14 protein-coding genes are annotated in these 12,214 nt (G+C 71.8%); 8 read left to right on the top strand and 6 right to left on the bottom strand.

Features of this window, described 5'->3' with window-relative positions; translation table 11 throughout:
* Positions 1–7 precede the first annotated feature (7 nt).
* Positions 8–493, top strand: a complete 486-nt coding sequence (locus B1759_RS19700; RefSeq protein ID WP_095514992.1) for a hypothetical protein — start codon at positions 8–10, stop codon at positions 491–493.
* 72 nt (positions 494–565) lie between these two features.
* Entirely contained in the window at positions 566–808 is a 243-nt protein-coding gene (locus tag B1759_RS10680) for a zinc ribbon domain-containing protein (RefSeq protein ID WP_095515106.1), read from the top strand.
* 1 nt (position 809) lies between these two features.
* On the opposite strand, the gene B1759_RS10675 is transcribed toward B1759_RS10680, so the two are convergent.
* Positions 810–2,270, bottom strand: a complete 1,461-nt coding sequence (locus B1759_RS10675) for an NAD(P)/FAD-dependent oxidoreductase (protein ID WP_095514991.1) — start codon at positions 2,268–2,270, stop codon at positions 810–812.
* Between the two features lie 77 nt (positions 2,271–2,347).
* Here B1759_RS10675 and B1759_RS10670 point away from each other — a divergent pair, with 77 nt between their 5' ends.
* On the top strand, positions 2,348–3,085 hold the full coding sequence (locus tag B1759_RS10670) for an NUDIX hydrolase (RefSeq protein WP_158225212.1): 738 nt from the start codon (positions 2,348–2,350) through the stop codon (positions 3,083–3,085).
* 66 nt (positions 3,086–3,151) lie between these two features.
* Positions 3,152–3,637 carry an FKBP-type peptidyl-prolyl cis-trans isomerase gene (locus tag B1759_RS10665; RefSeq protein WP_095514989.1) on the top strand — a complete coding sequence of 162 codons (486 nt, stop codon included), beginning with the start codon at positions 3,152–3,154 and terminating at the stop codon, positions 3,635–3,637.
* Position 3,638: 1 nt separating this feature from the next.
* On the opposite strand, the gene B1759_RS10660 is transcribed toward B1759_RS10665, so the two are convergent.
* The gene (locus B1759_RS10660; protein WP_095514988.1) at positions 3,639–5,156 is read right to left on the bottom strand and encodes a bifunctional UDP-sugar hydrolase/5'-nucleotidase; all 1,518 of its coding nucleotides are present in this window, start codon (positions 5,154–5,156) and stop codon (positions 3,639–3,641) included.
* A 132-nt stretch (positions 5,157–5,288) separates the two neighbouring features.
* Here B1759_RS10660 and B1759_RS10655 point away from each other — a divergent pair, with 132 nt between their 5' ends.
* Positions 5,289–5,558 carry a hypothetical protein gene (locus tag B1759_RS10655; RefSeq protein WP_095514987.1) on the top strand — a complete coding sequence of 90 codons (270 nt, stop codon included), beginning with the start codon at positions 5,289–5,291 and terminating at the stop codon, positions 5,556–5,558.
* 98 nt (positions 5,559–5,656) lie between these two features.
* On the opposite strand, the gene B1759_RS10650 is transcribed toward B1759_RS10655, so the two are convergent.
* Positions 5,657–6,652 (bottom strand): YafY family protein, encoded by a 996-nt coding sequence (locus B1759_RS10650; RefSeq protein ID WP_095514986.1) that lies wholly within the window; start codon positions 6,650–6,652, stop codon positions 5,657–5,659.
* Positions 6,653–6,886: 234 nt separating this feature from the next.
* Between B1759_RS10650 and B1759_RS10645 the strand changes: the two genes are divergently transcribed.
* Positions 6,887–7,510, top strand: coding sequence for a porin family protein (locus B1759_RS10645; protein WP_095514985.1), 624 nt, complete (start codon positions 6,887–6,889; stop codon positions 7,508–7,510).
* Between the two features lie 173 nt (positions 7,511–7,683).
* On the top strand, positions 7,684–8,382 hold the full coding sequence (locus B1759_RS10640; RefSeq protein ID WP_095514984.1) for a porin family protein: 699 nt from the start codon (positions 7,684–7,686) through the stop codon (positions 8,380–8,382).
* A gap of 12 nt (positions 8,383–8,394) precedes the next feature.
* Here B1759_RS10640 and B1759_RS10635 read toward each other — a convergent pair whose 3' ends face one another.
* Both B1759_RS10635 and mnmG read right to left on the bottom strand, forming a co-directional pair.
* Positions 8,395–9,030 (bottom strand): 16S rRNA (guanine(527)-N(7))-methyltransferase RsmG, encoded by a 636-nt coding sequence (locus B1759_RS10635; protein ID WP_095514983.1) that lies wholly within the window; start codon positions 9,028–9,030, stop codon positions 8,395–8,397.
* Positions 9,031–9,118: 88 nt separating this feature from the next.
* Entirely contained in the window at positions 9,119–11,053 is a 1,935-nt protein-coding gene (gene mnmG, locus B1759_RS10630) for a tRNA uridine-5-carboxymethylaminomethyl(34) synthesis enzyme MnmG (protein WP_095514982.1), read from the bottom strand.
* A 119-nt stretch (positions 11,054–11,172) separates the two neighbouring features.
* Here mnmG and B1759_RS10625 point away from each other — a divergent pair, with 119 nt between their 5' ends.
* On the top strand, positions 11,173–11,568 hold the full coding sequence (locus B1759_RS10625) for a hypothetical protein (RefSeq protein WP_143537339.1): 396 nt from the start codon (positions 11,173–11,175) through the stop codon (positions 11,566–11,568).
* 19 nt (positions 11,569–11,587) lie between these two features.
* Here the strand turns inward: B1759_RS10625 and B1759_RS10620 are convergent, their stop codons facing one another.
* Positions 11,588–12,130, bottom strand: coding sequence for a hypothetical protein (locus B1759_RS10620; protein WP_198948814.1), 543 nt, complete (start codon positions 12,128–12,130; stop codon positions 11,588–11,590).
* Positions 12,131–12,214 lie beyond the last annotated feature (84 nt).

Genomic DNA, 12,214 nt, shown 5'->3' with positions numbered 1-12,214 from the left:
GCCTCCGATGCGCGCTCTGCCTCTCGCCCTGCTCCTTCTCACTCTCGCCGCGTGCGACACCGTCGGCACCGATGCGGTCATCGTCCGCTACACCGGCCCCGCGATCACCGAGGCGGACGCGGCGGTCCCCAACCCGCCGCTCGGGGCCGCCGGGTGGGAGGGCTCGGGGTTCTTGGGCCGGACAGGCACGAGCGTCTCGGTCGACCAGCGGACCCTCTGCGGCGACGAGTGCTCGCAGACGGTTCGCTTTACGTTCCAGACCGCGCACGAGAACACCCTGCCCCAATCCGTCCGCGGGAGGGTCGAGATCGTGAGCAGCAACCCGGACGGGTACGAGACGCAGGAGGTCGGGATCGGCCGGGTCGAGATCCAGGACTGGGGGCCGGAGGTCTACAGCGGCATCGTCTACCCCGCGGGCCCCTTCGCCCCGAACGTGGACCCACCGCCGCCGACCGTCTTCTGGGCCGACGACCTCTCGTTCGCAGTGGAGTGACCCGAGAGGCCGCCGGGCACCTATAGCCCGGCCGTGGATCTGCCGATGCCGGAGAGGATCTGCGCGACCGCCATGCTCACCCCCCGCTCCAAACTCGAATTCCGGTTCGTCTGCCCGAAGTGCAGCAACAAGGGTGCGGCCGTCAAGACGGTCTCGATGTCCGGGGGGACGCTGTCGCGGATGTTCAACTTCCAGCACAACCGCTACCTCGCCGCGACATGCGAGTGGTGCGGCTACACCGAGTTCTACGACGCGAGCGTGCTCGGCGAGAAGGGCGGGACGGCCAACGTGTTCGACCTGCTCTTCGGCGGGTAGCTCACAGCACGCGGTCGGGGTCGGGCGGCGGCGGCGTGAGGCCGCGGTAGCCGAAGACCCGCTTGACGAGGTCGATGGCCTTCGGGAACTGCTTCTGGATGTAGTACTGGTCGGCCGCGCGCCGGGCCCCCAACGCGTAGGTCGGGTACGGGATGATGGTGTCCGAGACCGTCCGCAGCGGCACGCCGCCCTTCTTCGCGACCGCCAGCATGCCGATCAGCTCGCCGGCGCGCTCCCCGATGACGCTCGCGCCGAGGATCTTGCCGGTCCACCTCGTCGCGTGGACCTTGATGCTGCCGACGGTCGCGTGCTCGGTTACGGCGCGGTCCACCTTGGTGTAGGGGAAGCGGTAGGTCACGAAGCTCGTCCCCTGCTCACGCAGGTCGTCCTCCGTCGGCCCGAGTTGGGCCACCTCGGGCGTGGTGAAGGTGGTCCAGGCGAGGCCCTTCCGGTCGATGGGCGCCGGGATCTTGAGGATGGCGTGGGTGGCCGCCTGCTTGGCCATGTGCTCGCTCATGTGGGTGAGCGCGTACTCGCCGGTGCAGTCGCCCGCGGCCCAGATGTGGCGCTGCGAGGTCCGGCACTGGTCGTTCACGGTGACGCCGCGCTCGGTGAAGGCCACGCCCGCCGCCTCCAGCCCCAGCCCCTCGATGTTGGGTTTGCGGCCGGTCGCGATGAGGAGCACGTCGCCCTCGACCGCCTCGGTGGCGCCGTCGGCGGAGATGTGGACGGTGACCGCGCCCTCAGTGCCCTCGACTCGCTCGATATCGGCGCCCATGCGAAAACGGACGCCCTCGTCTTCGAGGACGCCCTGGAGCATCCGCCCGTGGTCGGCGTCGTCCTTGCCGAGCGGGCGGTCGGCCCGGTCGATGATGGTGACCTCGGAGCCGAGGCGGCGGAAGGCCTGTCCCATCTCGCACCCGATGGGCCCGGCGCCGACGATGACGAGGTGGCGCGGCAGTTCGGTGATCTCGAACAGTCTCTCGTTGGTGAGGTGCGGCGTCGCGTCCAGGCCCGGGATCGGCGGCGGGGCCGCCCGGCCTCCCGTCGCGATGATCGCCATCCGGAACGTCACGTCGCGCGCCCCGTCGGCGGTCTCGATGCGGGCCGCGTGCGGACCGGTGAAGGCGGCGTCGCCCGAGACCACCTCGATGCCGAAGCCCTCGAAGATCTCCGGCCGGTCGGCGTCGTGGTAGACCTCCTCGCGCGTCGTGTGGACGTCCCCGATGACGGCGGCGAAGTCGACCGGCCCGGGGTCGGCGCCCGCAGCCACCGCAGCGGCGCGGAGGTCGGCATGGTGGAGAAGCGTCTTGGACGGCACGCAGCCGGTCCACGTGCAGTCGCCGCCGAGGCGGTCGCGCTCGACCATCATCGTCTTGGCGCCGAGGTTGGCGGCGGTGCCCGCAGCGGTGAGGCCAGCGGCACCGCCGCCGAGCACGAGAAGGTCGACGTCGTAGGCCATGGAGAGAGCGAGGGCGAGGGATGCGGTAGAGACGCGGATCGGCGACGATCTTACTGTCCTCGTCTCCCCCCGGTCCCGTGCTGCTCTTCCTCCCGACGTTCGTCCGCGACCACGACCCCGTCCCCGCAGAGGGCTGGCACGCCGACGGCGAGCCGTTCCGCCTGTACCGCGCCCTGGAGGACGCCGAGGCGGCGGCGGTCGCGCCCGACGGCCACCTCGGCCGCGTCCTCGTGCTCGACGCCGCCCGCCTCACCCTCCACGGCGACCCGCCGACGACGGCCCACGTCGCCCGCGAGGCCGTCCTCAACGTGGACCTCGACGGCGACCTCTGGCGCCCGGCGCCTGTGGTGGCGGCCGGCGGCGTCGTCGTCCGCCCCGGCGCCGACGGGCCAGAGGTGCTGATGATCTTCCGCCGCGGCGCGTGGGACCTGCCGAAGGGCAAGCAGGACCCCGGCGAGAGCCACCGCAAGACGGCCCGCCGCGAGGTGGCCGAGGAGGTCGGCATCAAGAAGAAGAGGGTCACGATCACCGCCGACCTCGGGACGACCGTCCACGGCTACCCGTGGGCGCGGAGGGACGTCTACGCCATCAAGACCACCCACTGGTTCGCCATGACGACGACGGCGACGCGCTTCAAGCCCGAGACGCGCGAGGGCATCGAGGCCGTCGCCTGGGTGCCGTGGGCAGAGGCCCGCGAGCGGCTCGGCTTCGAGACGCTCCAGGCGCTCCTCGACCGCCTCGACCCCGAGGCCCTCGGCGTCGAGGCCGAGGCAGACGGCCCCGCGACGGGCGACGGCACGGCCCAGACGGGGTGAAAAGGCGTCCCGGCCGCAGACGGCGCAGGCGAGGCCTCTAGCTTGCGAGTCGCTTCCCCCCGGCCCATGCGACTGTCCCGCTTCCTCCCCCTGCCGATCCTGCTCGGCTTCCTCGCGCTGGTCGCCGCCGCGCCCACGCTCTCCGGCTGCGACGGCACCGGCAACTGCGACGTCACCACCCCATTCTCCTTCGAGAACATCTCGCCCGAGGGCACGGAGCTGGGCACGGCCGTCGCGTCGGGCGACTGTGTCAGCATCGACTACGTCGGGCGTCGCGCGGTGGACGATAGCGTCTTCGCGCGAGGGACCGACCGGGCGTTCTTCTTCCCGAACGGCCTCCAGGGCGTCGTGACGGGGTTCGTGTTGGGCATGGCGGGGCAGCGCGTCGGCGAGACGCGCCTCGTGACCGTCCCTCCCGACCGGTCGATCGGGTACGGCAACTTCGAGAACCCGCCCCTGGCCGAGGGACTGGTCGGCATCCCGGCCTGCTCGGTCGTCGAGTTCGAGATCAAGCTGCGGGCGATCTACCAGGACTCGCGCCCCTGCCAGTGAGCTACTCGTAGGCCCGCAGCAGCGCGTCGATGAGGGCCCGCCGGACATCCCCGTGGCGGCCCACCTCGGTGAGGTCGGGGCCGGACACGTCGAGGAAGCCCAGCCCGGACTCGCGGCCCGACACCAGGAAGTCGTTGACACCCACGAGGTAGGTCCGCGCCGGGTCGATGGGGGTTCCGCCCGCGGTCCAGGTACCGTCGGCGGTACGGGCGAGGCCCGCCGTCTGGAGGTAGCCGCCCGTGCCCGCGTTGGCGAGGCCCTGGTCGAGCGCGCGGACGAGCGTGGCGCCCGTCATCTGGACGCTCAGCACCTCGCCGCCGAACGGCAGCACGCGGATGGCGTCGTACTCGGTGAACGGCCCGGCCGAGATCACGTCGTCGATGCGGATCGAGCCACCGTTGAGGATCGCCACCTCGGCGCCCGACGCCTGGCGGAAGCCCTCCGCGATCAGGATGCCCAGGTCGGCGGGCCGCGTGCGGACGGTGCCCTCGCGCCCGTCGAGCGGACTCGTGGTGGTCACGACCACGTTCTCGGGCTCGAAGCCGTCGGCGCGGAAGCCTGCGTAGGCCGCCTCGACCCACTCGGCCACGACGGCGGCGGTCGCCGGGTCCTCCGGCGTGTCGGGCGTGACGAACACCAGCTCCGACTCCAGCGACACGTCGCCCGAGCGGCGGTCCAGCGTGACGTGGTGGACGAACACGGTCCGCGCGTTGGCATCGGCCTTGAGCACCGGCACCATGCGGGGCCCACGCAGCGCGCGGACGTTCTCGTGCTCGTGGCCACCCAGCACGGCGTCGATGCCGGGGATCGTGGCGGCCGCGGTCGCGTCGTCGGCGAAGGCCTGGTGGGTGAGCGCCAGCACCACGTCCGTCTCGGCGTCGAGGCGGGCGACCTCGGCCCGCAGCGTCGAGTCGGCGTCGAGGTAGTGGATCCAGTCCTTCACCGTGGACGGCAGCACCACGCTCGCCAAGCCCACGCGCACCGTGTCGCCGGGCGCCACGACGACCGGCAGGACCGCCCGCCTGGCGACGTTGGGGAACGGCGTGCCGTCGGCCTGGAGCGCGTTCGCCGAGATGACCGCGAAGTCGGACTCGGCCATCCGCGCCGCGAATGCCTCCTCGCTCACGTCGAACTCGTGGTTGCCGAGTGCGGCGGCGTCCAGCCCGAGCGCGTTCAGGACGGCCACCATCTGCTTGCCCGCCAGCCGCTCGCCGTCGACGCGCGCCGTACCCAGCGCGGACGGGCTCAGGTAGTCGCCCGCGAGGACTGTGAGCGTGTTCGGATCCTGCGCCAGCAGCTGCGCCCGCAGCCCGGCGACGCGCGCCAGCCCTCCGGCCTGCCCGCCCTCGACGGGCGTGATCTCGTACACGTCGTTCATCTGGAGCACCGTGAACGTGACCGCGTCCGGCGATGGCAGGACCCCGGCGACACCGGACGACATCACGGGCGCGGGAGAGGCACACCCGGCGAGGACGACGGCGAGAACGGCGAGGAGGCGAAGGAGGGGCGGCTGATTCATGGCGTGGGGGAAACTCCGGTGTGTGTCGAACCATACGATGATAGACCGGCGACGCTCGCCCACGGCCCTCCCCCGACGGACGGGCTGCGGACGCGCGCTCGCCTCGTTGTCTCCCACATACCGAGGTTTGATTTGGCGCTCTACGAACTCCACGACGCGACGCTCGCCGGCATCGAAGGCCAGGGCTACGTCTTCCCCGTCGACACCTTCGAGGGCAAGCAGTACCGGGGCGTGTTCTTCGCCAACGACGACGACGCCGAGATCTCGACCGACATCGACGAGGCCACGTTCGAGGGCATCATCTACCACAAGACGACCTCCGGCCCCGGCGACGTGCAGGTCAGCGTGACCAACATCGTCAAGACGGCCGTCGGCACCCGCGCCGACTTCGAGGTCCTCTAGCCTCCCCCGACCGTTTGCCCTGAGCGGGCCTCGGCCAGACGGTCGGGGCCCGCGTCCTGTTTGTCTCCTCCCCCGACGCCCGACCGAGGCGGGGCGGCTCAGGCCGGGACGGCGCCGTACATCTCAGCGACCGCCCGCGCCTGCTCGGCCACCTCGGTGCGCAGCGCGGCCGGGGCCACCACCTCCGCGTCGGTGCCGTACCGCAGCAGCCACTTGGCGACGTAGGCGAGGTTCTCGAACTCGAACGTGACCTCCGTCCAGCCGTCGCCGACGGGCAGCTCCTGTTCCACGTCCGCGGGCACCTGGCGGCGGGCCCAGCGCCACGCACGGTTCCGGAAGCGGACCGTCATGCGGACGTTCTCGGGGCTCGTGCCGCGCTCGCGGAGGTGCTCCTTGAGGTCGAACCCGGCCGGCGGCGTGAACGTGTCGAAGCGCGTCCGGAGCTTCTTGATCTGGTCCAGCCGGAAGTTGCGGATGTCGTCCCGGAGGTGGTCGTAGGCGATCAGGTTCCAGTGGTCCGAGTAGTAGACCAGCCCGAGCGGGTCCACCTCGCGGACCGTCTCCTCGTCGCGGCTCGCCACGTAGTACGTCATCTTGACGACGCGCTGGCGGGCCATCGCCTCCGAGAGCTCAAACCACAGGCCCTGCTCGTCTTCGGTGGCGCCGCCGCCCCCCTGGGTCTCATTGAACGGGGCCAGCACGGTCAGCTCCTGGAGACGGTCGATGTAGTCGCGGACCGGCTCGGGCAGCACGTTGCGGATCTTCATGGCCACCGCGTCGGCGTCGGTGCGGAGGCTGGCGTCGGGCTGGAGCTTGGTGAACCCCGTGCCGACGAGCAGCGTGGCGGCCTCGCGCGCGCTGAACATGAGCGGCGGCAACTGGTAGCCCTCCAGAATCTCGTAGCCCCCTGCCTCGGCGTACGTCAGCGGGACCCCGGACTCGCCCAGCGTCCGGAGGTCGCGGAAGATGGTCCGCCGCGAGACGCCGAAGTGGTCGGCGAGGTCGCGGGAGGTCATGTTCGGCCGGTTCTGCAGGAGCAGCACGAGGGCGAACAGGCGTTCGGTCTTGTTGAGCGAGCGGTCGGAGCGGGGCATCCAGTAGGACCGGGGCGGTCCGGGAAGGGGTGACGACGGCGGCGGGCAGGGGCGTCCGCAGGATCGGACGGGTGACAGTCGTTTGTCAACGCCAGACTCGCAGAAACCGTTCGATTTCGGGCTCGAAGACGCGAGGAAGGCGAGACCTGCGGCGATTGGCCCGCGGCTTGAGAGGCGCCCCGTGTGTCCGACTCTCCGGGCACCGCGCACTGTCCCCCACCACTCTCCAGATCCATGCGCCTCTCCCTTCTTTCGACCGCGCTCCTCGCCCTCGCCTTCTTCGCCGCACCCGCCAGCGCTCAGACCACCGTCGTGCTCAAGGGTGGTCTGAACACGGCCTTCCTGAACGGAGGCACCAGCACAGACGGCCTCGATCCCCGCCTCGGCGCCGTCGGCGGCGTGGGGATCCGCTACGACGTGACGCCCTCGCTCTCGCTTCAGGCCGAGGCCCTCTACAGCCAGAAGGGCGCCGAAGACGGCCTCGTGACCGATCCGGGCACGTATCGGCTCGACTACCTCGAAGTCCCCCTTCTCGCGCGCGTCGCGATTCCCGTGAGCCCCTACGCCGACGCGGGCGTCTACGCAGGCCCGTCCATCGGCGTCCCGCTGGCGGCCGAGTTCCGCTCCGACAACTCGTCCGCGCTCGACATCGATTACGACGGCGACCTCAAGACCGATGTCGGCATCGCCGTCGGCGCGGACTTCTGGTCCGGACCGTTCGGCGTCGATGTCCGCTACACGGCCGGACTCCAGGACGCGTTCGAGGATGGCCGTGGCCTGAACGACGCGCGCAACGGCGCCCTCTCGCTGACGTTGGGCTACCGCTTCGGCGGCATGACGGGCCGGAGCCGCTACTAGGCCGTCCCCCCGGCGCGGCGGTCCGCGCACCCCGCCGCACCGCTTCCGCGCCCGCCGATCCCACCCGGCGGGCGCGGTTCGTTTGTGCCATACCGCCCGTCCGATCTAGTGCGGCCGGACCACAAGTCGCAGCGACGAGCGAGGTACCCTGAGGGCTCGCTCCTCCCCTCTCGATGCGCCTGTCTCTGCTCGCCCTCCTCACCCTGCTGGTGCTTCCCGCCAGCGCCCAGCCGACGGCTGGCCTCCGCCTCGGCCTCACTGTCTCTGACCTCGACTTCGGCGAAAACAGCGGCTTCGAGGACGCCGAGGGCATCGATCAGCAGCCCCGCCTCGGCCTCGCGCTGGGTGTCGTCGCCGACGTGCCCCTGACCCCGGCCCTGTCGTTCCGCCCCGAGGTGCTGTACGTGCAGAAAGGCTACGTCCTGGAGGTCGACATCAGGACCACCGACCCCGTATCCAGCGAACCCGTCGCGCTCCAGGGGACCCAACGGGTAGAGATGGACTACGTCGAGGTCCCGCTGCTGCTCGCGGTCCGCGTCCCGACCGGAAGCGCGCTGGACGTCGCCGTGGAGGCCGGACCGTCGTTCGCCTACCGAACGCGCTTCCACCTCGACTGCGACGGCGACGCCGAACTGGTGTCGGCCTGCGACACGATCAACGCAGAGGACGATCGCGAGGAGGCCGACGACTCGGGGACCCTCCGGAAGGCCGACCTCGGCGCCTCGCTGGGGCTGACCGTCGGCGCGGGCCCGTTCGACGTGGGCCTGCGGTACACGCACGGGCTGACCTCGCTCTACGACACGGAGACCACCAGCATCTCCGCCAAGAACCGGGTGGCGTCAGTCAACGGGACCTACCGCTTCCGGCTGTGACCGTGCGCGGCGTCAGTCCGTGACCGTCACGATGGCCTTGTCGGCCCACTCTTCGCCCAGCAGGTCCGTCAGCGGCGCGTGCGTCGCGACGGCCTCGGGGAACTGGCGGGCGAGGTCGGCCATCTCGCTGCCGAGGTCGCCGCCCTTGAGGCAGACCAGCCCGGCGGGCCAGCCGCCTTCGGGGATCTCGTCCAGCGGGGCGCGGACGCGCGTGTGCCACGCCCAGAGCGACGCGAGGGGCGCAGTCGCCCGGCTCACCGAGAGGTGCGGCGCGGGTCCGTCGTAGGCCTCGGCGCGGCCGTTCCACACGTCCACGTTCTCGATGCCGAGGCGGCGCGCGAACAGCTTCACTGCCTCGGTCTTCTTGCCGACCGCGTCGACGGCCATCATCTGGATCGACGGGAAGGCGATGGCGAGCGGGATGGCGGGCAGCCCACCGCCGGTGCCCCAGTCCACGACGACCGCGCCGTCCGGGAACGGCCGCGTCGCCAGCGTCAGGCAGTGGCGGACGTGCCGCTCCAGATCCGCGCGGACGGCCGGGCGCGCGACGAGGTTGACGCGCTGGTTGACGCGCTCCATCTGGCCGACGTAGGCGTCGAGGGTCTCGCGCTGGGATGGGGCGAGGACGACAGGGAGGTCGGAGATCATCAGGCGGGGCGAGGAGAGCGTGCGATGGAGGAAGGCTGAGCGTGAGAGCCCATGCTCCACGATCTACGGGCGATGGGCGCGCAGAGGCTCACGACGGCGCGACGATCTCGGCAGCGGCCCCGTCCCCGCTGGGGGTGCGGTACCGCTTCAGGAGCACCATCAAGGCCTGCACGTCGGCGGGGCTGACGCCTGAGATGCGGGAGGCCTGCCCGAGCGTGTCCGGGCGGATGCGGGCCAGCTTCTGGCGGGCCTCGTGCGAGATGGCCGTCACCGCCGCCACGTCGAAGCCCGACGGGATGCGCCAGCGCTCCAGGCTCCGCATCTGCTCCACGAGCGCCTGCTCGCGCTCGACGTAGCCGGCGTAGCGGATCTCGATGGCCGCCAGTTCGGCGGTGCGCTCCATCCCCGGTCCGGGCACGACGAGGCCGCGCTGGCCGGTCGCGTCGAGCATCGCCGCGAGGTCCACCTGCGGGCGCAGGGCCAGCTTCGCCAGCCGGGTGGGCTCCGAGAGGGGCGCGGTGCCGACGGCGTCGAGGTAGCCGTTGACGGCCTCGGGCGTGGCGTTGGTGGCCTGCAGCGCGGCGAGGGTCCGGGCGAGGGCGTCCTCCTTCTGTTCCAGCCGCGCGAGGCGCTCGGCGGACGCCAGCCCGAGGTCGCGGCCGAGGCGCGTCAGGCGGCGGTCAGCGGTGTCCTGGCGCAGCAGCAGGCGGTGCTCGGCGCGGCTGGTGAACATGCGGTATGGCTCGTCGGTGCCCTTCGCGACGAGGTCGTCGATGAGGACGCCGAGGTAGGCCTGGTCGCGGCCCAGCACGAGCCCGTCGGAGCCGCCCAGCGCGCGGACGGCGTTGATCCCGGCCAGCAGCCCCTGCCCCGCGGCCTCCTCGTAGCCCGTCGTCCCGTTGATCTGGCCCGCGAGGAAGAGGCCGCCGACGGCCTTCGTCTCCAGCGTGTAGCGCAGCTGGTACGGCGGCGCGTAGTCGTACTCGATGGCGTAGCCCGGCCGGAGGACGTGGGCGCGTTCGAGGCCGGGGATCTGGCGCAGCGCGGCCGTCTGCACGTCCTCGGGCAGGCTCGTCGAGAAGCCGTTGACGTAGACCTCGTGCGTGTCCCAGCCCTCCGGTTCGAGGAAGAGCTGGTGCCGGTCGCGGTCCGCGAACCGGTCGATCTTGTCCTCGATGGAGGGGCAGTAGCGCGGCCCCTGGCCCTCGATCCGGCCCATGAACATGGGCGAGCGCTCGAAGCCGGTTCGCAGCGTGTCGTGGACGTCGGGCGACGTGTAGGTGACCCAGCACGAGCGCTGCTCGGTGGGGAGTGCGTCGGTGAGGTGTGAGAACGGGCGTGGGTCGGCGTCGCCCGGCTGCTCCTCGCAGACGCCGTAGTCGATGCTGCGCCCGTCGATGCGAGGCGGGGTGCCGGTCTTGAGGCGGCCCAGCTCCAGGCCCAGCCGCTCCAGCGCGGCGCTCAGGCCGACGGCGGCGCGGGCGCCCGCGCGTCCGCCCCCGAACTGCTGCTCGCCGAGGTGGATGGTGCCGTTGAGGAAGGTGCCGGAGGTCAGGATGACGGCTCGCGCGGCGATCTCGAGTCCGGTCTGGGTCACGACCCCGGCCACCTCGGGCGTGCCGTCGGCCCCCGGGCGGGTGACGAGATCGACGACCATGTCCTGGCGGAAGAGCAGCCCCGGCGTGTCCTCCAGCGCGGCGCGGACGGCCGCGGCGTACTGCGCGCGGTCGGACTGGCAGCGCGGGCTCCAGACGGCCGGCCCCTTGCTCGTGTTGAGCATCCGGAACTGGAGGCCTGTCGCGTCGGCGAGGGTGCCCATGAGGCCGCCGAGGGCGTCGATCTCGCGCACGATCTGGCCTTTGCCGACGCCGCCGATGGCGGGGTTGCAGGACATCGCGCCGAGCGTGTCGAGGTTCATCGACACGAGCAGCGTGCGGGCGCCGAGGCGGGCGGCGGCGTGCGCGGCCTCGGCCCCGGCGTGGCCGCCGCCGACCACGACCACGTCGTAGGAGTCCGGGCTCATTCGTCTGTGCAGGGAATCGTGCGCGGAAAGGATAGCCCGACGCACGCCCCGCATCCCTGGATTCGGTGCGAAACGCCCGGCCCGGTGGGCCGTACCGGGCTGCCCCATCCTCGCTCGCCGTGTCTCACCGCGCCGCCCAGCATTGCCCCGACTGCCGCGTCGAGTACGTGGCCTCGGCGACCACCTGCGCGGACTGCGGCAGCGACCTCGCACGGGGTCGGGCGCCCGTGCCCCCGGACGACCGCGTCGTGCCCTTCGAGGACATCGCCGACACCCTCGGTCCGCCGGACCGCCAGAGCCTCCGGGACTGGGTGCGCGGCGCCATCATCGCCCCGGCAGCCCTCGGCGTGCTGCTGCTGCTCTGCGCCCCGTTCATGCCCGCGGGGCCGTTCCTGGGACAGGCCGAGGCATCTGAGGCCGCGCGGGGCCTCGGGTGGCTTCTGCTCGCCGTCGGCGCCGCGCTCCTGTTCTTCGCGGCCCAGATCCCTCACTCCGAGGACCTGGACTCCGACTGAGCGCGTCGTGGCGGACCGGTCAGTCCTCGGGCAGGTAGGGCGCGGGGATGGGCGTGTCCTCGGTCTCCTGGTGCCAGAAGATGGACATGACGTGCCAGCGGGTCCCGTCCCAGAGCAGCTGGAACGAGTTGATGCCGCGGGCGAACGGCGCCTCGTCGGGGTCGAGGCGGCTCTCGTAGGTGCTCCAGACGTGGGCGATGGTCCCGTAGCGCTCGACGCGCCGGGCGGACTCGACCTCGTAGAAGCCCTTGCCCTGGAACATGGGCGTGTCGCGGAAGATGGGCCCGGCCGCTTCGGCATAGCCGCGGGCCGTCATGACGCGGACGAAGGTCGTGCCGTCCGGCCGCGTGCCCGTGGGCATGAGTCGTGCCTCGGGGTGCATCATCGACAGGAACCGGTCCCAGTCGCGCGGCTCGTCCGCCGGGCCGGAGATGACGTGGTAGACCGACGTGAGGATGGCGTCGATCGACTCCACGTCGGCGGGGTCCGCCTCGGGCCAGTCTTGCGCCGAGGCGGGGAGGACGAGCAGGAGCGCGAGGGCGGCGAGCAGCAGGCGGGGCATGGCGAGGACGGCGGGTGGTGAGGGAGGATAGCGCCCGGCGGCTCCCTCCACCTCAGCGCTGAGGCGGGTGGGTTCAGGTGTCGG

Origin of the sequence: Rubrivirga sp. SAORIC476, from assembly GCF_002283555.1 — a bacterium.
Lineage (GTDB): Bacteria > Bacteroidota > Rhodothermia > Rhodothermales > Rubricoccaceae > Rubrivirga.
This window is presented reverse-complemented; position numbering and strand designations above follow the sequence as displayed.